Origin of the sequence: Mesorhizobium sp. L2C066B000, assembly GCF_000502335.1 — a bacterium.
Taxonomy (GTDB): domain Bacteria; phylum Pseudomonadota; class Alphaproteobacteria; order Rhizobiales; family Rhizobiaceae; genus Mesorhizobium.
The window spans coordinates 1,430,398-1,449,690 of sequence record NZ_AYWZ01000001.1; the positions used below are offsets into that span (position 1 = coordinate 1,430,398).

22 protein-coding genes and 1 riboswitch are annotated in these 19,293 nt (G+C 63.8%); of the genes, 16 read left to right on the plus strand and 6 right to left on the minus strand.

Going from position 1 to position 19,293, the window contains the following annotated elements; translation table 11 throughout:
- Window positions 1-13: 13 nt before the first annotated feature.
- Complete coding sequence (locus tag X733_RS159315) at window positions 14-400, plus strand: MerR family DNA-binding transcriptional regulator (protein WP_006203215.1); 387 nt, start codon at window positions 14-16, stop codon at window positions 398-400.
- 308 nt (window positions 401-708) lie between these two features.
- Here the strand turns inward: X733_RS159315 and X733_RS159310 are convergent, their stop codons facing one another.
- Both X733_RS159310 and X733_RS159305 read right to left on the minus strand, forming a co-directional pair.
- Window positions 709-1,215 carry an isoprenylcysteine carboxylmethyltransferase family protein gene (locus tag X733_RS159310; protein ID WP_031193093.1) on the minus strand — a complete coding sequence of 169 codons (507 nt, stop codon included), beginning with the start codon at window positions 1,213-1,215 and terminating at the stop codon, window positions 709-711.
- Window positions 1,212-2,222 (minus strand): DUF1624 domain-containing protein, encoded by a 1,011-nt coding sequence (locus X733_RS159305; RefSeq protein ID WP_023690290.1) that lies wholly within the window; start codon window positions 2,220-2,222, stop codon window positions 1,212-1,214. Before X733_RS159305 ends, X733_RS159310 begins: the two co-directional genes overlap by 4 nt.
- A gap of 232 nt (window positions 2,223-2,454) precedes the next feature.
- On the opposite strand from X733_RS159305, the gene X733_RS159300 reads away from it, so the two are divergent.
- Complete coding sequence (locus X733_RS159300) at window positions 2,455-3,654, plus strand: MFS transporter (RefSeq protein WP_023685224.1); 1,200 nt, start codon at window positions 2,455-2,457, stop codon at window positions 3,652-3,654.
- 7 nt (window positions 3,655-3,661) lie between these two features.
- Here X733_RS159300 and X733_RS159295 read toward each other — a convergent pair whose 3' ends face one another.
- A complete protein-coding gene (locus X733_RS159295) occupies window positions 3,662-4,837 on the minus strand; it encodes an aromatic ring-hydroxylating dioxygenase subunit alpha (protein WP_023685225.1) in 1,176 nt (391 codons plus the stop codon).
- Window positions 4,838-4,972: 135 nt separating this feature from the next.
- Here X733_RS159295 and X733_RS159290 point away from each other — a divergent pair, with 135 nt between their 5' ends.
- From X733_RS159290 to cobO, 5 genes are all read left to right on the plus strand, one after another.
- Window positions 4,973-5,656, plus strand: coding sequence for a gamma-glutamylcyclotransferase (locus tag X733_RS159290; RefSeq protein WP_031193094.1), 684 nt, complete (start codon window positions 4,973-4,975; stop codon window positions 5,654-5,656).
- Window positions 5,657-5,723: 67 nt separating this feature from the next.
- Window positions 5,724-5,920, plus strand: a riboswitch (cobalamin riboswitch).
- A gap of 35 nt (window positions 5,921-5,955) precedes the next feature.
- Entirely contained in the window at window positions 5,956-6,135 is a 180-nt protein-coding gene (locus tag X733_RS159285) for a CbtB domain-containing protein (RefSeq protein ID WP_023670784.1), read from the plus strand.
- 15 nt (window positions 6,136-6,150) lie between these two features.
- Window positions 6,151-6,954, plus strand: coding sequence for a CbtA family protein (locus X733_RS159280; RefSeq protein ID WP_023685226.1), 804 nt, complete (start codon window positions 6,151-6,153; stop codon window positions 6,952-6,954).
- Window positions 6,947-7,459, plus strand: coding sequence for a bifunctional adenosylcobinamide kinase/adenosylcobinamide-phosphate guanylyltransferase (gene cobU, locus X733_RS159275; RefSeq protein WP_023818020.1), 513 nt, complete (start codon window positions 6,947-6,949; stop codon window positions 7,457-7,459). Before X733_RS159280 ends, cobU begins: the two co-directional genes overlap by 8 nt.
- A 1-nt stretch (window position 7,460) precedes the next feature.
- Window positions 7,461-8,075: a cob(I)yrinic acid a,c-diamide adenosyltransferase gene (cobO, locus tag X733_RS159270; protein ID WP_023818021.1), complete on the plus strand. Its 615-nt coding sequence runs from the start codon at window positions 7,461-7,463 to the stop codon at window positions 8,073-8,075.
- A gap of 146 nt (window positions 8,076-8,221) precedes the next feature.
- On the opposite strand, the gene cbiB is transcribed toward cobO, so the two are convergent.
- Window positions 8,222-9,199: an adenosylcobinamide-phosphate synthase CbiB gene (cbiB, locus tag X733_RS159265; protein ID WP_023818022.1), complete on the minus strand. Its 978-nt coding sequence runs from the start codon at window positions 9,197-9,199 to the stop codon at window positions 8,222-8,224.
- On the opposite strand from cbiB, the gene cobD reads away from it, so the two are divergent.
- Window positions 9,198-10,253, plus strand: coding sequence for a threonine-phosphate decarboxylase CobD (gene cobD, locus X733_RS159260; RefSeq protein WP_023818023.1), 1,056 nt, complete (start codon window positions 9,198-9,200; stop codon window positions 10,251-10,253). The two genes, cbiB and cobD, sit on opposite strands and share 2 nt — an antisense overlap.
- The gene (locus X733_RS159255) at window positions 10,250-10,759 is read left to right on the plus strand and encodes a tyrosine phosphatase family protein (protein ID WP_023818024.1); all 510 of its coding nucleotides are present in this window, start codon (window positions 10,250-10,252) and stop codon (window positions 10,757-10,759) included. The genes cobD and X733_RS159255 overlap by 4 nt, the downstream gene beginning before the upstream one ends.
- A 9-nt stretch (window positions 10,760-10,768) precedes the next feature.
- Here the strand turns inward: X733_RS159255 and X733_RS159250 are convergent, their stop codons facing one another.
- Together X733_RS159250 and X733_RS159245 are read right to left on the minus strand one after the other, a co-directional pair.
- Window positions 10,769-11,572 carry a creatininase family protein gene (locus X733_RS159250; RefSeq protein WP_023805479.1) on the minus strand — a complete coding sequence of 268 codons (804 nt, stop codon included), beginning with the start codon at window positions 11,570-11,572 and terminating at the stop codon, window positions 10,769-10,771.
- 53 nt (window positions 11,573-11,625) lie between these two features.
- Complete coding sequence (locus X733_RS159245; RefSeq protein ID WP_023670775.1) at window positions 11,626-12,009, minus strand: RidA family protein; 384 nt, start codon at window positions 12,007-12,009, stop codon at window positions 11,626-11,628.
- 255 nt (window positions 12,010-12,264) lie between these two features.
- Between X733_RS159245 and X733_RS159240 the strand changes: the two genes are divergently transcribed.
- The 7 genes from X733_RS159240 (at window position 12,265) to X733_RS159210 (ending at window position 19,276) form a co-directional block, all read left to right on the plus strand.
- Window positions 12,265-13,269, plus strand: a complete 1,005-nt coding sequence (locus X733_RS159240) for an ABC transporter substrate-binding protein (protein ID WP_023670774.1) — start codon at window positions 12,265-12,267, stop codon at window positions 13,267-13,269.
- Between the two features lie 2 nt (window positions 13,270-13,271).
- Window positions 13,272-14,096, plus strand: a complete 825-nt coding sequence (locus tag X733_RS159235; protein ID WP_023685233.1) for an ABC transporter ATP-binding protein — start codon at window positions 13,272-13,274, stop codon at window positions 14,094-14,096.
- Complete coding sequence (locus tag X733_RS159230; RefSeq protein ID WP_023670772.1) at window positions 14,083-14,934, plus strand: ABC transporter permease; 852 nt, start codon at window positions 14,083-14,085, stop codon at window positions 14,932-14,934. The genes X733_RS159235 and X733_RS159230 overlap by 14 nt, the downstream gene beginning before the upstream one ends.
- Before the next feature lie 194 nt (window positions 14,935-15,128).
- Entirely contained in the window at window positions 15,129-16,430 is a 1,302-nt protein-coding gene (locus X733_RS159225) for a cytosine deaminase (protein ID WP_023685234.1), read from the plus strand.
- On the plus strand, window positions 16,430-17,833 hold the full coding sequence (locus X733_RS159220; RefSeq protein WP_031193095.1) for an FAD-binding oxidoreductase: 1,404 nt from the start codon (window positions 16,430-16,432) through the stop codon (window positions 17,831-17,833). The genes X733_RS159225 and X733_RS159220 overlap by 1 nt, the downstream gene beginning before the upstream one ends.
- 280 nt (window positions 17,834-18,113) lie before the next feature.
- Window positions 18,114-18,695, plus strand: coding sequence for an NAD(P)H-dependent oxidoreductase (locus X733_RS159215; RefSeq protein ID WP_023818026.1), 582 nt, complete (start codon window positions 18,114-18,116; stop codon window positions 18,693-18,695).
- The gene (locus X733_RS159210; protein ID WP_023818027.1) at window positions 18,695-19,276 is read left to right on the plus strand and encodes an NAD(P)H-dependent oxidoreductase; all 582 of its coding nucleotides are present in this window, start codon (window positions 18,695-18,697) and stop codon (window positions 19,274-19,276) included. The genes X733_RS159215 and X733_RS159210 overlap by 1 nt, the downstream gene beginning before the upstream one ends.
- Window positions 19,277-19,293 lie beyond the last annotated feature (17 nt).

Here is a 19,293-nt window from a genome sequence, read left to right on the forward strand (position 1 = left end):
ATTTGGAGCAAAGATGCGGGAATATTATTCGATCACCGAACTGACCCGCGAATTCGACGTGTCGACGCGGACGCTGCGCTTCTACGAGGATGAGGGGCTGGTGCAACCGGTGCGGCGTGGCCGCACAAGGCTGTTTCGTCCGTCGGACCGGCATCTGATCCGTCAGATCATGCGCGGGAAACGGCTCGGCTTCTCGATCAACGAGATCCGCGAAATCATCCAGATGTATAAGGAACCGCCCGGCGAGGTCGGTCAACTCAAGCTGATGATCAAGCGCATCGAGGAAAAGCGCGAGGATCTCAGGCAGAAGCGCCGCGATCTCGAGGAGACGCTGGCGGAGCTCGACCAGGCTGAGGAGTCTTGCGTCGAGCGGCTGGTGGAGCTGGGGGTTAATACCTGAGCGGACCGTCGAGCGTTTGCGCGCCCGTCGCAAACGTTCGCGATTAGCTGAGGCCTTCCACACTTCGTCATTCTAGGGCGAAGCAGGAGCGAAGCTCCGTCGCGGAGACCCTAGAATCCATTCCGTGACATCGGTCGTGGAGTGCAGCGGTAGCGAATTCTGGACCATAGCAACGCTCTGGAGTCGCGGCATGGATCCTCGGGTCTGTGCTGCGTCGCTACGCTCCTTGCTCCGCCCGTGGATGACGAAGAGATGGGCGTTCGGCTAGTCGCCAAGGCATGCGAACCCTGCCAGCGATCACACCCGCCTCAAATCCACCGGCGCACCCGCTTCGCATAGTCGCGGTACTTCTTGCCGAATTTGGCGAACAGCACCTTCTCCTCGCTCTCGATGGCGACCTTCTGCGTTGCAAATGCCGCGATCAAAGCCAGCGGCAGGAACCATACGATCCCCGAGACGAAGGCAACGCCGATCAAAAGCAGCGTGTTGGCCAGATACATCGGGTTGCGCGTGACGCCGAACGGGCCGGACGTCACCAGATGCTCCGGCACGCCATTGGGGTTCATCGTCGTTTTGGCCCGGATCATGGTGCGGATAGCGGTGAACCAGAGGGCTGCGACGGCAAACAGCACCACAAAGCCGGCGGCAAACAAAAGGTCGCCCAAGAGGTCGCCGATCCAGGGCAGGGGATAGAACAGGCCGAGCGCGATGCTGATGGCAATGGCGGCGATGTAGATCAGCGGCGGCCATGGGATCAGCCGTGGTCTCGGTAGATCGGGTTTTGCCAGCCCGGGTTTTGTGAGCTTGTCGGTCATTGTTGCCCTCCCTGCTTCATCGGACTCTCCTCCGTCCTTGCGGTGCAGATGCCGGCGAGTTCACCGAGATGCGCTTTGAACTCCGGGGTCTGGTCACCATTGTAGAGCCGGTCGAATGCCGCTTCGCTTTGCAGCGTGTCCAGCATGCACACACAATAGCTGGTGCAGAACTCCGTGTCGCGCTGCTGTTCGCAAGATACCTGGCATTCCTTGAGGAAGATCACTTCCCTTGTTTCGACGGGCGCCGGCGCAATCTGCGAGAACAGCCAGACGCAGCCGAACAGCAGCGGCTGGTGGATCAGGTAGAAAGCCAGGCTGTGGCGGCCGATGAAGGTGAGCGGCCTGGTCCAGCTTCCTGATCCCAGCGTGGCCAGCCGCGCCAGCAGGCCAGTGGTGGACGCAAACCTTGCCGCGGCGATGCCGAGAAGCACGGCGCCGAACCAGGGAAACAGCGGCACGTAATCGTTGGAGCGCGGGTTGATCGCCGACAGGCCGACCCACCAAAGCGCCGGATGATCGAAGGCTTCAGATCGGAGATAGAGGGGGACTGCGATCACCACCGCCGCCACGACCAGCGTCAGCCAGGAAGGCAGCCGCAGAAACAAAAGGCCGAGCAGGCTGGCCAGCGCGATCTGATGCAGGATGCCGAAGAAGATGAAGCTGTCCGGCGTGATGAAGTACGTGACCGCCGATATAGCGGCGGCCGCGACGGCGACCATGGCAAAACGTTTCCAGAAGCCGGTCCAGCGGATCTGCCTGCCATGAGCGAGAAACAGGCTGACGCCGACCAGGAACAGGAAGGTCGAGGCGATGCAGCGCGCATAGATCTTCCACCAACCGACGGCGGTGAGGCCGGGGTCGGTGTAGTGGAAATTTTCGAGATCCCAAGTGAAGTGGTAGCTCGCCATGGCGATCAGCGCGATGCCGCGTGCGACATCGATGGCGACGATGCGCTTCGGTTTATCTCGCTTCAGTTGATCTCCAGGGGGTGCGGTATGGATGCTCATGGTCTCGCGATCTGATTCAGCCCCAAAGACGACTATCACGGTTGCACCGGACAAAAGAAGGCCGCCCTCTACGCTCCGGGTCGCGCCGTGCGGCTGCATCGGGCGGCGCTTTAGGCCAGAGCCGGAAAGCCTTTGGCCGAATTCGCTTTTTGCCGGGAAGGGGTCGGTTTCCTATTACCGGCGGAGGAAGCGCCAGCGCAGATTTGGGCTGCGAGTCTGATTTGGGGATCAAATGTCCACCCATGTGCGCCATCCGATCTGGCTTCCGGCCCTGCGTCCGGCGGATGCCCGCACCTTTGCCTCGCTCTATGCGGTCGAATCCTTCGCCCGCGCCACGGTATCGAGCGTCATCCCGATCCAGGCCTATGAGATTCTGCACAACGAGCAGATCGTCTCGATCCTATACACCATCGTGGCGCTGCTCGGCCTGTCGGTGACCTTGTTCATGCCGATCTTGATCCGCAGGTTTGCCCGGCGCTGGGTCTATACCGCCGGCGCCTGCCTGCTGGCGATGGGCTCGCTGTTCTTCGTCACCCACACGCTTGCCGGGCAACTGGCAGGCATGCTGTGCCGCGTCATGGGGGCGAGCGCGCTGTCGATCACGCTCAACCTCTACATCATGGATCACATCCGCAAGACCGATTTCATGCAGGCCGAATCGCTGCGCATGGCGTGGTCGATGCTTGCCTGGACCGGCGGGCCGACACTCGGCATCTTCCTCTACACACGCTACGGCATCTATGCCGCGCATGGCGCGGTGGCGGTGTTTGCGTTGGCCTTGCTGGCGCTGTTCTGGACCTACAGGCTGGGCGACAACCAGTCGATCCGGCCTGGCAAGACGCGGCCGGCCAATCCGCTGGCCAATATCGGCCGCTTCGTAGCACAACCCAGGCTCAAGCTGGCTTGGCTGATCGCCTTCGGCCGGTCCTGCTTCTGGACGACGTTCTTCGTCTATGGGCCGCTGTTCATGGTGATTACCGGCGAGGGCGAGCTTGCCGGCGGCCTGCTGGTTTCGGCCGGCAATGCGCTGTTGTTCATGGCGATCTTCTGGGGCAAGGCTGGAAAACGCTTCGGCGGCCGGCGCACCATGACCTTCGCCTATTTCGCGATGTCGGCGACGCTGCTTGCGGCGGGCGCGGTCGGCACTACCGCGCCGCTGCTTACGGGCTTTTTCCTGCTCTGCGGCGCCTTGTTCACCATCGCGCTCGATGCACTGGGCTCGACCGCCTTCATGCGCTCGGTGCGGTCCTATGAGCGGGCGCAGATGGCCGCGGTCTACCGCACCTATCTCGACTTTTCCGAGCTGACGCCGCCGCTGGTTTATTCGGTGGTGCTGGCGTTTTTCGGCCTCGGCTCGGTGTTCGTGACGCTGGGCATTCTGGCCGCGGTTTGCGGCTTTATCACCTGGCGCTATCTGCCGAAGTCGCTTTAGTCGCCGATCAGGCGGTTGCCTCAAGCGCTGCATGCCGCTCGCGCACCCAGTTGTGGAAGCGGTGCAGATCATACTCCTCCGGCATCAGCACGCCGGCCGCGTGACGCATGGAGCGCAGGCCTTTCTGGTTGATCTCGCAGATCGCGGCATCCTCCTCCAGCACCTGGGTGCCGAAGGCGACGACATTGTCGATGTCCGTCTCAGCCAGCGCCTCGGGCGCGAACAGCCATTCGGCGGTGAGTTCGGTCTGTTCGGGACCGAGCGGCATCAGTCGCACCGTCCTGACATAATCGACATGGCCGACGATGAACATCGAGGGCAGGCTGGTGGCATAGGTCTGTCCGGCCGCACGCTCGGCTGGCGTCAGGCCCGGGAAGACCGGGCCATGGGCATGTCCGTCGCGCGACCAGGTCTCGGCGCCGGCGCGCAGGCCACCCGAAAACTCCGGCGCGTCATTGTCGGCATGGCGGACCCAGTCGGGGTCGTCGTGCCGGCTCATCAGGCCGCGGCCGTATATCGGCACCAGCCGAGACAGGTCCTTGTGGACGCCCGGGCAATGCAGGCACTCGTTGAAGTTCTCCCAGAAGATCTTCCAGTTGCAGTTCATCACCTTGCGCAGGACATGGCCTGATACCAGCGTTTCCAGCGGCCAGTTGGCGAGGTCGCCGGATGCGGGATCGAAGGAGGTCCCGGCGGAGCCGGCCGCAGCCTGCTGAAGGTTCACAAAGACAAAACCGCGCCACACCGACAGCGCCACCCGGTAGAGCGGATGATCGGCCTTGTCGAAACCATCCGGCAGCGATTTCGAGGGAACGCGCACGAGATCGCCGCGCAGCGAGTAGGACCAGGCGTGGTAGGGGCAAGTGATGAGCCGCGCTTTCAGCCGGCCCTCGCTTTCCTGGCAAAGCTGCGAGCCGCGATGCCGGCAAGTGTTGTGGAAGGCGCGCAACTCGCCGGTCTCGTCCCGCAGAATGACGATTTCCTGCGTGCCGACGCGGAATGTCCGGAACGCCAGCGGCTGGGCGAGGTCGGCCTCGCGGCAGACGAGCAGCCAGCTTTTGTGCCAGATGGCGTCGAGATCGCGCTGGTAAGCCTCGCTATCCCAATAGGCCGACGACGGTAGCGTCGGTTCGGCCCGGCTCAGGCCGTTATAGGGGTCGCGCTCGCTCGGGCTGGGATGCATGGCTGGCTTCCTATGAAGCGTCAGCCGACACCCCGGCAAATCGTTTGTCAATCAGAGTGCCGCATTGCCGGTTGCAGGCGCGGCGCATAATCATGTCGTGGACACGGGACATTCGGAAATTGGGGGGATTCGGAAGTGGCCGCACGACAGATGTCGCTTACGCCGGAGCTGGTCGCGCGCTGCTGGCGCGAGATCAGGGACCCCGGGCCGGATCCGGACGCGATGCATCTCGATGAAGCCGACTATGACGCGCTGCTGGATGAATTGCAGGTCGAACTCCCGGACAGCGAACCGCTATGGCTGTTCGGCTATGGATCGCTGATCTGGAAACCGGAAATAGATTATGTCGAGGACCGCGTTGCGCTGGCGCGCGGCTGGCATCGGTCCTTTTGCATGAACATGACGCGCTGGCGCGGCACCAAGGACAGCCCCGGCCTGATGATGGCGCTGGACCGTGGCGGACAATGCAAGGGCGTCGCCTTTCGGCTGACCGGCAATAACCGGCGCGAGCAGTTGGGCCGGCTTTTCCGGCGCGAAGTCACGCTGAAGCCGACAAGCTACCGGCCGCGCATGCTCAAGCTTGCAAGCGAGGCCGGACCGCTCAGGGCATTGGCCTTCGTCATCAACCGCAACGGCCTGACCTATTCCGGACCGCTCGACGAGGGCAAGGTCGTCGAAAGGCTGGCAACGTCCTGCGGGTCGGGCGCCGACTATCTCTACAACACGGTGAAAAACCTTGAAGAGCGCGGCATTCACGATCGCCATCTGTGGCGGCTGCAGCGGCTGGTTGCCGAGCGGATCACCGCGTTGAACCCGTAACGCCGCATGGCGCATTCGCGCTGTTGGCCGGCGGAATTTGGTTTGCCGGATGCGACCGTTTCAGCCTATAGTCATGCATGTCGTCGGTTCCGTTAGGGACCAAGAGGGAATGCGGTGAGGGCTGACTTGTTGCCCAATGCCGTGGCTGCCCCCGCAACTGTGTGCGGTAGTCCTCTCCAAGCCACTGGGGATTTTTTCTTCGGGAAGGTGGGGAAGGGCGCTGATCCGCGAGCCAGGAGACCTGCCGGCGACAGGGAACTGACTTCGATGCCCTCGGGTGGAGGGCGAAAGGACAAGATATGAATACCGCTTCCGTCTCCCTCGGCGCTTCCGTCTCCTCGCAGTCGCGCTTCATGCAGCTCGTGCTTAGCGCGTTTCTGGGCATTTTCGTCGTCGGCGTTGTCGGTTTCTCGCACATCGATGCGGTCCACAATGCGGCGCACGACTATCGCCATTCGATGGCGTTTCCCTGCCACTGACGAGGATCTGACATCATGAACCTGTTTCGCAACGTCGTGTTCATCGCGGCGATCGCAGGGCTCGTGGCCGGTGTCGCTCTCGCCTGCATGCAGGCCTACGCCACCGTGCCGCTGATCCTCAAGGCGGAGGTCTACGAAAAGGCTGGTGGCGGCCATGAGCATCAGCATGCCGCGGCGCCCGCCGCCAACGCTGCGGACCCCAATGCCATGAGCACCGCCGCGCCGGCGGAAAATGCGGTGAGCAGCGCAGCACCGGCTGAAGCAGCCGCGCCGGCGGAGGACGAAGGCTGGGCGCCGGCCGACGGCTTCGAGCGTTTCGCCTTCAGTGTCGTCGCCAATATCGTCACCGGCATCGGCTTCGCGCTGGTCCTGGTGGCGGTTTCCGAGTTCGCCGGCGGCATCGGCAGCTGGCGCCAGGGCGTGTTCTGGGGTCTGGCGGGCTTTGCCGTGTTCACGCTGGCGCCGGGACTCGGCCTGCCGCCGGAACTGCCGGCAATGCCGGCGGCCGATCTCATACAGCGCCAGATCTGGTGGTGGGCAACGGTGATGGCAACCGCGATCGGCCTTGCCCTTATTACCTTCCGCACGTCGGCGCCCCTGACCGTGCTCGCCGTCCTCCTGATCGTCGCCCCGCATATTGTCGGCGCGCCGCAGCCTGACAGTTTCGTAACGCCGATCCCGGAGGGCCTGCATCATCAGTTCGTGGTGGCGGTGACGCTGACCAATCTGGTGTTCTGGCTGGTGCTCGGCGCAGTTGTCGGCATAGTGCACTCGCGCTTCGCCGGCACCGCGACCAGCCTGCGCGACAGCTTTGCCTGATCGCAGTTTGACCTTCATCATCGGCGGTGCGCGCTCCGGCAAGAGCGCGCATGCCGAAACTTTGGCGACGGCGTTGCTGCCGCCATGGGCTTATATCGCCACCGCGCAATCCTATGACGGCGAAATGCGCGAGCGCATCGCGCAGCACCGCTCGCGCCGCGGCGAGGGATGGGCGACCATCGACGCCCCGCTTGATCTTGCCGGTGCGCTCGAGGCATTGCCGGACAGCCAGCCGGTGCTTGTCGACTGCCTGACGCTTTGGCTAACCAATCATATGCTGGCCGATCATGATCTGGAGGGGGAGTGCCGGCGGCTGGCCGATGTGCTTTCGCGGCCGCGCGGACCGTGGTTCGTGGTCTCCAACGAAGTCGGACAAGGCATTGTGCCCGACAATGCGCTGGCACGCCGGTTCCGCGATGCCGCCGGCCGGCTCAACCAGCAGATCGCGGTGGTAGCTGATATGGTGCTTCTGATGGTGGCGGGGCTGCCGCTCAAGGTGAAATGAGATGACCGATATCGACGCAAAAGACGAAGAACGCCATCGCGCCAAGATGGCCAAGCGCAAGGCGGTGCAGGACGCCGAGGTCGCGGAAAAGACGGTCGAGAAGGGGCTGCTGATCGTCAACACCGGACCCGGCAAGGGCAAGACCACGGCTGCCTTCGGGCTGGCGCTGCGCATGCTCGGCTATGGCAAGCGCGTCGGAATCGTCCAGTTCATCAAGGGCAAATGGCACACCGGCGAGAAGGATGCCTTCGCGGCGTTTGGCGGCCGCGTCGTCTGGCACACGATGGGCGAGGGTTTCACTTGGGAGACGCAGGATCTGAAGCGCGACATTAAGGCGGCCGAAGCCGCCTGGGCCAAGGCACTGGAGCTGATCGCCGATCCCTTGATCAGCCTCGTGGTGCTGGACGAACTGAACATCGCGCTGCGTTACGACTATCTCGATCTCGACAGAGTGGTGGCGGCGCTGAAAGCGCGGCGCGAAGGCCTGCATGTCGTCGTCACCGGCCGCAACGCCAAGCCGGCGCTGGTCGAGGCGGCGGATCTGGTGACGGAGATGGGCGTGACCAAGCATCATTTTTCGGCCGGCGTGAAGGCACAGCAGGGGATCGAGTTTTGAGGGGTTTCGTACCCTCGCCCTTGTGGGGAGGGTCGATCCGCGAAGCGGATTGGGGTGGGGGTTCTCGTAGGTCGCAGTCCCCCACCCCGGCGCTTCGCGCCGACCCTCCCCACAAGGGAGGGTAAAGGAAGGGCGACGGTAAGCTCTCAGAACGTTACCGCGATAAGCACCGCCGACAGCAACCCGAACAGCCCAATCAGCAGATAGTCGGCGACCTGATAAAGTTTCAGCGCCCGCCTGATGTCCAGACTTTCCGCCTCGCGGCGGCCGCCTTCGCCCATGAAGGCATCGTTGACGACAACGCCGCCATAGCTGCGCGGGCCGGCGAGCGCCAGGCCGAGTGCGCCGGCCATTGCTGCTTCCGGCCAACCGGCATTGGGTGAGCGGTGCTTTTTGGCGTCGCGCCGCACTGCTTGCCAGGCGTTGCGGGGATCGGCGCCGTCAACGAGAAAGGCGGCGGCAACGATCAGCAACGCGGTCAGCCGGGACGCCGGCAGGTTGATCCAGTCGTCGAAGAGTGCCGCCGCGCGGCCGAAGGCCTCGTGGTGCGGGGTGCGGTGGCCGATCATCGAATCGGCGGTGTTGGCGGCCTTGTAGGCGACGCCGCCGGCCAGACCGCAGACACCTGTCCAGAAGGCGGGCGCAACGATGCCGTCGGAGAAATTCTCGGCCAGGCTTTCGATGGCGGCGCGGCTGACGCCGGCATGGTCGAGCTTCTCTGGATCGCGGCCGACGATGCGCGCAACCGCAATGCGGCCGAGCGCCAGCCCGCCGGTATCCAGCGAATCGGCCACCGCCTCGACATGTTCGGTAAGGCTCTTTTGCGACAGCAGCGACGAGGCCAGGATTGCCGTGATGATCATGCCGGCAGGAAAGAGCTGCCAGAGCAGGATTTGCACGATGAAGGCGATTGCCGCCGGTACCAGCACGATCACCAGCAGCGCCTGCACGCCGCGGCGGCGACGCAGCGCGTCGGAATCAGTGTCGCGGTTGAGCCTGAGGTCGAGAAAGGCTATCAGCCTGCCGAACCAGGTGACGGGATGGCCGACGGCACGGAACAGCCAGTCCGGGTAACCCAGGATGCGTTCGATGGCGAGCGACAGGAAAGCGATCAGGATCGACATGAAGCTTTCTGATGGAGCGATTACTGTGGTGGATCACGGTGGATCCCTTGGCCGGGCGAGGGCGCTCTTCCCTCACGCGCCACAACCTTTCGTCGATCTCTCGACAGGTATCAATCCGCACTCCTACCCGCTTTTCGAGCTGCCCGCCACCGCCCTGTCACGATTGCCGGAGGCCGCGCGCCTGCGTGAGCTGGCCAGGGTCGCGGCCGGCGCCTATGGCGCGCCTTCGGCCGAGAATGTGGCGGTCGCCCCGGGCACGCAGATCCTGCTGCCGCGCGTCGCCTCGCTGGTCAGCCCCGGCAAGGCGCTGGTGCTCGGGCCGACCTATGCCGAGCATGCCAGGGCCGCCGCGATTGCCGGCCATGCGGTGGCGGAGGTCGACGATTTCGAGGCGCTTGCCGGAGCCGAAATTGCCATCGTCGTCAATCCCAACAATCCCGACGGGCGAGTCGTGTCGCGGGAAAGGCTGCTTCGGCTTGCCGAGACATTGCGCGCCATAGGCGGTCTGCTGGTCGTCGACGAAGCCTTCATGGATGTCGGCCCGCACGCGGAAAGCCTGGCCGGCGATGTCGGGCGGGGCGGCATCGTCGTGCTGCGCTCGTTTGGCAAGTTCTTCGGTCTCGCCGGCCTGCGGCTCGGCTTCGCACTTTCCGATGCGGTGACGGTCGAAAGGCTTGAAACGCAATTCGGCCCTTGGGCGGTCGCCGGCCCAGCGCTCGAATACGGCATCCGCGCGCTTGCCGACAGCGGCTGGCAGGCCGACATGCGGCGGCGGCTGGCGCAGGATGCGGCGCGGCTCGATGCGCTGCTTTCGCGCTTTGGCGTTGCTGTCGCCGGCGGCACGACGCTGTTTCGCTATCTCCGGCTTGCCGATGCACCGGGGCTGTTTTCGACGCTCGGTGAGCGCGGCATACTGCTCAGGCATTTTTCCGAGCGTCCCCAGGTGCTCCGCGCGGGGCTGCCTGGAAGTCAGGAGGAATGGCAGCGGCTTGAATCGGCGCTTGCCGACTGGGGCGCACGGCGCGACGATGGGTCGAAGGAGATCGCGCCATGATCCATATCTGTTCGCTGGCAAAGCTTGAGGAGACGGTGGCCAAAAGCGGCGCCGAGCGCGTGCTGTCGCTGCTCGCTGCCGGCACCGAGGTGACGCGGCCGGCCTCAATCGCGAGGGAAAACCACCTGCATCTGGTCATGCACGACATCGCGGTGGCGCAGGACGGCATGACCATGCCCGGCGAAGGCCATGTGCGCAATCTGCTCGATTTCGCCCGGAAATGGGACCGCGTCAAACCCATGGTCGTCCATTGCTATGCCGGCATCAGCCGCTCGACCGCCTCGGCCTATATCATTGCGGCGGCGCTCGCCCCGAAGCGCGACGAAGTCGAACTTGCGCAGACATTGCGGAAGCTTTCGCCCTCGGCGACACCCAATCCACGGTTGATCGCCGTCGCGGATGCTCTTCTCTCACGACAAGGCCGCATGATCGAAGCGATCGAGGCGATCGGACGCGGCGCCGATGCTTTTGAGGGTACGCCTTTCGTGTTGAAGATCGACGGCTAAGGCGGCCCGCTATGCCAGCCAGTCGGCAAGCTTCGCCTTGCGCACATCCTTCAACAGGGTGATGAAGCCGTCGGCCTGATGCTCCGCCGTCAGTCGGCCTTTCTCGGCCGTGGCAATGCTGGCATCGCCGACCACGCCGTTGGGGTTGAGATCCCCAGCGATCCAGGCGAAAGCGTGCGTTCCGGTGTGGCGCAGCAGCGCAAATTCGGTTTCGGCGCGGGCGACCTTGGAGGCGAAATTGTCGGCCTTGGCCATGTCGACTAACTCCGGGCGAAAATGCAGCATCAACGAGGTCTCGACGTCGCCGCCATGGATGCCATGGCGGTCCTCAAGCTCGGTGTACATGCCGGCGGGGCGGCCGAAGCGCTGCCAGCTGGTCTTCACCGCCAGCATCCTCTCACGCACGCGCAGCTCGCGCGTGACGATGCCCATGATCTCTTCATTGCCGCCATGCGAGTTGACGACGATCAGTTTCCTTACGCCTGCGCGGGCAACGGACAGGCCAAGCTCGGTCCAGGTATCGACCAGGGTGGCCGCCGGCAGGGTGAGCGTGCCCGGCGCCTGCAGATGCTCGTTCGACTTGCCGACCGTTTGGACCGGCAGGATGCGGATGTCGAGATCGCCGGGCAGGCGGGCGATGACCGTCTCCAGCATGCCGTTCATGATCGAGGTGTCGGTTGATACAGGCAGATGCGGGCCGTGCTGCTCGATCGCCGCCACCGGCAGCACGGCAATCGTCGCCTCCGGATCGATCGCGGCGTATTCGGTGGTCCGGTAGTCGCCCCACCAAACGCGTCTGTTTGCAACGGTCATGTCATGCCTCTTGACTGTGAGGGAGACCTAGCGCGCCAAACGTCGCCTGTCGATCACCCAGCCGCAATCGCCTCGACCTCGACCTTGAACTCCGGCCGCGCAAAGCCTGACACGATCATCAGCGTCGAGGCGGGCGCGGGGCTGGCAAACAAGCGGTCGCGGACGTCCATATAGGGCCGCAGAAAGGCGCGGTCGGTGACGTAGGCGTTTATGCGCACGATGTCGCCTAGCCCCAGCCCGGCTTCAGCCAGAATCGCCGCTATGTTTTGAAAGCAGAGCTCGGCCTGCGCGCCGGCATCCTCGGGGATCTGGTCGTCCGCCGTGATGGCGACCTGACCGGAGCACAGAACCAGCCGCTTGCCTGGCGGCACCTCGACGCCGTGGCTATAGCGGGCGAAAGGCGGCTTGATCGACTTCGGCGCGAGGTATCTGAACATGGCAATCTCCTGTCTGCGAGACCAGCCTAAGACGTGACCGATAGTACGTTCAAGATGTGGTGCATGGCACGAGGGCGATTGTGGACAGGCGTCCAAAAAATAGGCACGATGCCTCCCGCACAGCATGACCCGTCCGGTGTTGGCAGTGACTGCCGCGCAAGCAGGCGGCCCGGGCGGTGGCATGTGTCTTGCTTCTTGGATCAATGGTGTCGAGCCCGGCGCGTGACGCTCCGGAGCCAACAAAGGGTGGTGTCGATGTACGGAAAACAGAAGATTTCAGCGCTTGCGGTCGCGCTGCTTGGAGCCGGCACGTTCGGCGCGGCAGCAAACGAGAAGGTCACCTTCGGCACCAACTGGCTGGCCGAGCCCGAGCATGGCGGCTACTACCAGGCCGTCGCCGACGGCACCTACGCTGCATGTGGCCTCGACGTGACGATTTCGCAGGGAGGTCCGCAGGTCAGCGGGCGGCCGCTGCTGCTGGCCGGCAAGCTCGATTTCTACATGGGCGGCAATCTGCTGTCGGCCTTCGACGCCGTCCAGCAGGGCATCCCGATGCGCGTCGTCGCAGCCGATTTCCAGAAGGACCCTCAAGTCATCATGTCCCACCCGGGGCAGGGGCTGGACAAGTGGGAGGATTTGAAGAACGCCGACCAGTACATTCTCGGCGACGAGGGCGTCCAGACCTTCTTCCAGTGGATGGTCATCGAACTCGGTTTCGATGCCGCCAAGCGCGTGCCGTACACCTACAACACCGCTCCATTCCTGGCCAACAAGAAGTCGATCCAGCAGGGTTACGTCACCTCGGAGCCTTTTGCGGTCAAGAAGGAAGGCGGCTTCGTGCCCAACCAGTTCCTGCTCGCCGACTATGGCTGGGACACCTATTCGACGACGATCGAGGTGATGCAGGACACGATCGACAAGCGGCCGGAGGTGGTCCAGTGCTTCGTCGATGGCTCGGCCAAGGGCTGGTACAACTACCTCTACGGCGACAACAAGGCCGCCAACGAGATGATCAAGAAAGACAACCCCGACATGAGCGACGAGCAGATTGCCTTCTCGATCGAGCAGATGAAGAAGTTCGGCCTGGCCGATTCCGGCGACACCGAAAAGCTCGGCATCGGCGCCATGAACGAAGACCGGATCAAGAGCTTCTATGACAAGATGGTCAAGGCCAAGGTCACGCCCGAGGGCATCGATATCAAGAAGGCCTACACGCTGGCCTTCATCAACAAAGGTGTCGGGATCGAGCTGAAGAAGTAGTCGTGAAGCTGGAAAAGATGGCGCAGGCGCCCATGACGGCATCGGGTGAAGGCCCGATGCTGCTGACGCTGCGCCATGTCGGCAAGGTGTTTTCCAATGGCGTGACTGCATTGAGCGACGTCGATCTCGCCATCCGCGAGGGCGATTTTGTCAGCCTTCTCGGGCCGTCCGGCTGCGGCAAGTCAACGGCGTTGAGGCTGATCGCGGGCCTGTCGACGCCGACATCCGGTCAGCTCGACTGGGGCGGTTCGATCGACCGCGCCAATATCGGCTTCGTCTTCCAAGAACCGACGCTGCTGCCCTGGGCCAATGTATTCGACAATGTCTGGCTGCCGCTCAGGCTGAAAGGCGTGTCGCGCGCCAAGGCGGCGCCGGCGGTGACGGAGATGCTGGAGCGGGTGCACCTGACCGGCTTCGAGAACGCCGTGCCGCGCGAGCTTTCCGGCGGGATGAAGATGCGCGTCTCGATCGCACGCGCCATGGTGACGAAGCCGCGCATTCTGCTGATGGACGAGCCGTTCGCCGCACTCGACGAGATCACCCGCTTCAAGCTCAACAACGACCTTCTGGAGCTGTGGCAGGACGAGCGCTTCACCGTCGTCTTCGTCACCCACAGCGTCTTCGAAAGCGTGTTCCTGTCCAACCGCGTCGTCGTCATGGCGGCGCGGCCGGGCCGCGTCCATGCCGAGCTTGCCATCGACGCCTCCTATCCGCGAGACGAGGTTTTCCGCACTTCGCCCGATTATGCCGCGCTCTGCCGCCAGGCCTCGGACATCCTGGTCAACGCCATCAACACATCAGCCGGACCGCACCATGACGGCCATTGACCAGAATGCCGCAACGCTCGACGCGGAAGAGGCGGGCCGCGTACGCCAGGAGCGGCTGGAGCGGATCGGCCGGTGGGTCTTGCCTTTGGCGATCATGATCCTGGCGATCTGGCTGTGGGACCGCATTTGCGTGTGGAACGCGATCCCGCAATATATTCTGCCGCGCCCCGGCGTGGTGCTGTGGACGCTCTATAGCGATGCCGGGCTCCTGTTCTCCGCGCTGCTGGTCACGTTGCGCATAACCTTTCTCAGCCTGCTGCTCGCGGTCGTCGGCGGCGTCGGACTGGCGGTGCTGTTTGCGCAATCGAAATGGGTGGAGATGTCGTTCTTTCCCTTCGCCATCGTGCTGCAGGTAACACCGATCGTGGCGGTCTTCCCGCTCATCAACATCTATGTGGACAACCAGACGGTGAAGCTTTTGCTTTGCGCCTGGATCGTCGCGTTCTTCCCGATCCTGTCCAACACCACGCTCGGCCTCAATTCGGTCGACCGCAATCTTCGCGACATGTTCAAGCTCAACGGCGCGACGCGCTGGCAGCAATTGCGCTATCTCAGACTGCCGGCGGCCATGCCGTATTTTCTAGGAGGCTTGAAGATCGCCGGCGGTCTGTCGCTGATCGGCGCCGTGGTGGCCGAGTTCGTCGCCGGCGCGCAGGGACAATCCTCAGGGCTCGCCTCGCGCATCATCGAGGCCGGCTACCGCCTCAACGCGCCAAGGCTTTTCGCGGCGCTGATCCTGATCTCGCTCACCGGCATATTGATCTTCCTGGTGCTGTCGCTGGTGTCGCATCTCATCCTGCGCCGCTGGCACGAGAGCGCGCTGAAGCAGGAGCGGTAGGGTGACGAGGTGAGCGAGACGTTGGCGCGAAGCACCCCCCTCTGGCCTGCCGGCCATCTCCCCCTCAAGAGTGGAGATTGGACGTCATCCGGGATTTCGCCAATTATCGACGTTGGAAGACGGGTGCTGCCGGCAAAGCTGCCAATCTCCCCCCTTGAGGGGGAGATGCCCGGCAGGGCAGAGGGGGGCGGTCCTTGATACCGACCTCTGGCTCGTACCATCTCACCAACGTCCGCCTTCACCGGTCGCTGACATCAGGTCTTGCCACCACTTACGATACTGACGGCTTCGCGCTGGCCGACATCGCCGTCGCCGACGGTAAGCTCTCCAGCATCGCCGCGCACAAGAAATCAAAAGCGCCAGCCACCGCCATCGACCTTGCCGGCCGCATCATCCTGCCGTGCTTCGTCGATTGCCACACCCACATCGACAAGGGCCATATCTGGCCGCGCAAACCCAATCCCGACGGCAGTTTCATGGGCGCGCTCAATGCCACCAGCGCCGACCGTGCAGCGCGCTGGAGCGCCGAGGACGTGGCGCGGCGCATGGATTTCTCTTTGCGCTCGGCCTACGCGCACGGCACCAAGGCCTTGCGCACTCATCTCGACAGCGTGCCGCCACAGGAGGAAATCTCCTGGCCGGTGTTCGAGGCGATGCGGGAGAAATGGCGCGGCCGCATCGAATTGCAGGCAGCCTGCCTGCTCGGCATCGAAGGCGTGCGCGACAGAAAGTGGTTCGAGAGGCTGGCCAAGCGTGTGGCTGCGGCCAAGGGCGTGCTCGGCGTCGTCACCTATATGGTGCCGGATCTCGAAGAGCTTCTCGACAAGGTGTTCGCCGAGGCGAACAAGCACGGGCTCGATCTCGATTTCCACGCCGACGAGACCGACGATATCGCGGCGATCTCGCTGAAGAAGATTGCCGAGGCCGCACTCTGGAACGGTTTTGAGGGCAACATCCTGGTGGGACATTGCTGCTCGCTGGCGCGCCAGCCGGACCTCGACGTGCTCGACACGCTGGACAAGGTCGCCAAGGCCAAACTTGCCGTGGTGTCGCTGCCGATGTGCAATCTCTATCTGCAGGACCGGCGCGCCGACCAGACCACGCCACGCTGGCGCGGCGTGACCTTGCTGCACGAGATGAAGGCGAGGGGCATTGCGGTCGCGGTCGCCTCCGACAACACCCGCGATCCTTTCTATGCCTATGGCGATCTCGACATGCTGGAGGTCTACCGCATGGCGACGCGCATCCTGCATTTCGACCATCCGGTCGGCGACTGGCCGCAGACGGTGGCGGCGACGCCGGCCAAGGTGATGCGGCTCGACGGTGTCGGGACACTGGCAGCCGGTGGCAGCGCCGATTTCATCGTCTTCAAAGGGCGGAGCTGGACGGAATTGCTCTCGCGGCCCGAATCGGATCGCATCGTCGTGCGCGCGGGACGAGCGATCGACAGACAATTGCCCGATTACGCCGAGCTCGACGGACTGATGGTGGAATGATGGATGTTTCGGCGCTCAAACGCGATCTCGACGGGATAAAGCTCGACGACAATCCGGCCATCATCCAGCAGAAGAGCCGCGACTTCTACTGGTACAGCCCGGTGCTGAAGCAGCAGCTCGACCACGTCACCGGCGACCTGATCGTGACGCCCAGGAACGAGGCCGAACTGATCCGCGTGCTTGCCGCTTGCCACCGTCATGGCGTTCCGGTGACGCCGCGCGGCAGCGGCACCGGCAATTACGGTCAGGCGATGCCGCTATCGGGCGGCGTGGTTTTGAACCTTGCCGAGATGAACGAGATCAAGGCCATAGCGCCGGGCCGCGTCGTCACCGGGCCGGGCGCGATCCTCGCCGACATCGACAGAGCGACGCGCGCGCATTCCGGGCAGGAACTGCGGCTGTCGCCGTCGACCTACAACACCGCCTCGATCGGCGGCTTCATCGCTGGCGGCTCGGGCGGCGTCGGCTCGATCAATTTCGGCGGTCTGCGTGATTTCGGCAATGTGCTGCGGCTGCGCGTCGTCACTATGGAGGCGGAGCCGAAGGCGCTCGAACTCACCGGCGAGGACCTGCACAAGGTCACCCACGCCTATGGCACCAACGGCATCATCACCGAGGTCGAGATGCCGCTGACTGCAGCCTATGAATGGATCGACGTGATCGTCGGCTTCGACGCTTTCATGCCGGCAGCCCGCTACGGCAACGCGCTGGCACGCCAGGACGGCATCCTGACCAAGCTGATCACGCCGATCGCCGCGCCCGTGCCGCAACTCTATTTCAAGCGCCACCAGAAGTTCTTCCGGGACGGGCAAAGCATCTGCGTCGTCATGGTTGCCCGGCATGGGCTAGACGCGTTCCTCGCCTTCACCCGCCGCGCCGGCGGCGAGGTCATCTTCAATGCCGCGACGGCCACGGACGAAGAGAAAAAGGGCCTGCCGCCGGGCTTCGAACTGGCGTGGAACCACACCACGCTCAGGGCACTGCGGGTCGATCCCGCGATCACCTATCTGCAATCGCTCTATCCGTTTCCCAACCAGCTGGCGCTGGTGGAGAAGATGGACGCGATGTTTCCGGGCGAAGTCTTTTCGCATCTCGAATTCGTGCGCCTCGACGGCAACATCACCTGCTTCGGCCTGCCGCTGGTGAAATTCACCACCGAGGCGCGGCTCAACGAAATCATCCGGCTGCATGAGGAGAACGGCTGCCCGATCTTCAACCCGCACCGCTACACGCTGGAAGAGGGCGGCATGAAGCAGACGGATGAAATCCAGCTCGCCTTCAAGCGCGAGACCGATCCGCAAGGCCTGCTCAATCCCGGCAAGATGATCGCCTGGGAAAATCCGGATTACGACTATCGCTCGGGCCGGACTTTTTTGTTCAAGGGTTTGCAGAGGGCGGGGTGAGAGGTTTGCGCTTGAACACCCCCCTCTGGCCTGCCGGCACCGGCCCTTCGCTGCCGCTTCGGGCGTTCGTCGTTTGGAAAGCCAAGCAATTGGCTCTCCATCGGCTTCGCCGACCACTTCTCACCCCCCTCAAGGGGGGAGATTATTCGCCCCGCCTTCGCCTATCTTCAACGTTGAAAGGACAGGTGCGACACAAAGGCTGCCGATCTCCCCCCTTGCGGGGGAGATGCCCGGCAGGGCAGAGGGGGGTGCCTCGCGCCCACCTCGCAAGTATTTCCCCATGAAAGTCCTCGTCCTCTACGCACACCCGGTGGAGCCCAGCTTCAATGCAGGCCTGCACCGCACGATCGTCGAGCGGCTGACGGCCGCCGGCCATGAGGTCGACGATTGCGATCTCTATGCAGAGGATTTCGACCCCAGGCTGACGCGCGGGGAGAGGCTGGATTATCATAACCAACGCAGCCCTGCGGACCCGGCCGCGCCCTATGTCGAGCGGCTGCTCAAGGCCGAGGCGCTGGTGCTGTCATATCCCGTCTGGAACTACGGTTTTCCGGCCATCCTGAAGGGTTATTTCGATCGCGTGTTTCTGCCCGGCGTGTCGTTCAAATTGGCCGACGGCAAGGCGCAGCCGTCGCTCCACAACATCCGCAAGCTGACCGCCGTCACCACCTATGGCGGCAGCCGCTTCCGCGCCATGCTGATGGGCGATCCGCCGCGCAGATTGGTCAAGCGGATGCTGCGCGCGACGATCAGGCCCGGTGCCTCGGTGTCCTACCTCGCTCATTATTCGATGAACCTGTCGACCGACGAGACGCGGGCAGCCTTCATGGCCAAGGTCGCGGCCGGGATGGATGAATTCTGATGCGCGTGCTGGTGGTCTATTGCCATCCGGTGCCCGAAAGTTTTTGCGCCGCGATCAGAGATACCGCCGTCGACGTGCTGAAGGCGCGGGGTTGGGAGGTACGGCTGCTCGACCTCTATGCCGAAAAATTCGACCCGGTGATGGGTAGCGAGGAGCGGCGCGCCTACAATGAGCGGGCGCCGGAGGATCCGGCCCTAAAACCGCATTTCGAGCATCTCGCCTGGGCTGAGGCGATCCTGTTCATCTATCCGACCTGGTGGTACGGGCTGCCGGCCATGCTGAAGGGCTGGCTCGACCGGGTCTGGGCGACCGGTGTCGCCTTCAAGCTGGGCAAGGGGCGCATCACGTCGCTGATGACACATGTCACCAGGGTCGGCGTCATCACCACCTGCGGCGCGCCGACCTGGTGGAGCGTCGTCGTCGGCCAGCCCGGCCGCAAGACCTTGCTGCGCGGTATGCGCGCGCTGTGCGCCCGCCGCTGCCGGACGTTTTTCCTGGCGCACTACCTGATGGACGCCTCGACGCCAAGGACGAGGGCGGCGTTTCTGGTGAAAGTGCGGGCGAAGCTGGAGCGGTTTTGAGCTTCTTCACCCTCCCC

Bases quoted from the DNA above. Each gene is read 5' to 3' on its own strand.
- X733_RS159315 (WP_006203215.1), top strand. From the start codon at position 14: ATGCGGGAATATTATTCGATCACCGAACTGACCCGCGAATTCGACGTG.
- X733_RS159310 (WP_031193093.1), bottom strand. From the start codon at position 1,215: ATGACCGACAAGCTCACAAAACCCGGGCTGGCAAAACCCGATCTACCG.
- X733_RS159305 (WP_023690290.1), bottom strand. From the start codon at position 2,222: ATGAGCATCCATACCGCACCCCCTGGAGATCAACTGAAGCGAGATAAA.
- X733_RS159300 (WP_023685224.1), top strand. From the start codon at position 2,455: ATGTCCACCCATGTGCGCCATCCGATCTGGCTTCCGGCCCTGCGTCCG.
- X733_RS159295 (WP_023685225.1), bottom strand. From the start codon at position 4,837: ATGCATCCCAGCCCGAGCGAGCGCGACCCCTATAACGGCCTGAGCCGG.
- X733_RS159285 (WP_023670784.1), top strand. From the start codon at position 5,956: ATGAATACCGCTTCCGTCTCCCTCGGCGCTTCCGTCTCCTCGCAGTCG.
- X733_RS159280 (WP_023685226.1), top strand. From the start codon at position 6,151: ATGAACCTGTTTCGCAACGTCGTGTTCATCGCGGCGATCGCAGGGCTC.
- cobO (WP_023818021.1), top strand. From the start codon at position 7,461: ATGACCGATATCGACGCAAAAGACGAAGAACGCCATCGCGCCAAGATG.
- cobD (WP_023818023.1), top strand. From the start codon at position 9,198: ATGAAGCTTTCTGATGGAGCGATTACTGTGGTGGATCACGGTGGATCC.
- cbiB (WP_023818022.1), bottom strand. From the start codon at position 9,199: ATGTCGATCCTGATCGCTTTCCTGTCGCTCGCCATCGAACGCATCCTG.
- X733_RS159255 (WP_023818024.1), top strand. From the start codon at position 10,250: ATGATCCATATCTGTTCGCTGGCAAAGCTTGAGGAGACGGTGGCCAAA.
- X733_RS159250 (WP_023805479.1), bottom strand. From the start codon at position 11,572: ATGACCGTTGCAAACAGACGCGTTTGGTGGGGCGACTACCGGACCACC.
- X733_RS159245 (WP_023670775.1), bottom strand. From the start codon at position 12,009: ATGTTCAGATACCTCGCGCCGAAGTCGATCAAGCCGCCTTTCGCCCGC.
- X733_RS159240 (WP_023670774.1), top strand. From the start codon at position 12,265: ATGTACGGAAAACAGAAGATTTCAGCGCTTGCGGTCGCGCTGCTTGGA.
- X733_RS159230 (WP_023670772.1), top strand. From the start codon at position 14,083: ATGACGGCCATTGACCAGAATGCCGCAACGCTCGACGCGGAAGAGGCG.
- X733_RS159220 (WP_031193095.1), top strand. From the start codon at position 16,430: ATGGATGTTTCGGCGCTCAAACGCGATCTCGACGGGATAAAGCTCGAC.
- X733_RS159215 (WP_023818026.1), top strand. From the start codon at position 18,114: ATGAAAGTCCTCGTCCTCTACGCACACCCGGTGGAGCCCAGCTTCAAT.
- X733_RS159210 (WP_023818027.1), top strand. From the start codon at position 18,695: ATGCGCGTGCTGGTGGTCTATTGCCATCCGGTGCCCGAAAGTTTTTGC.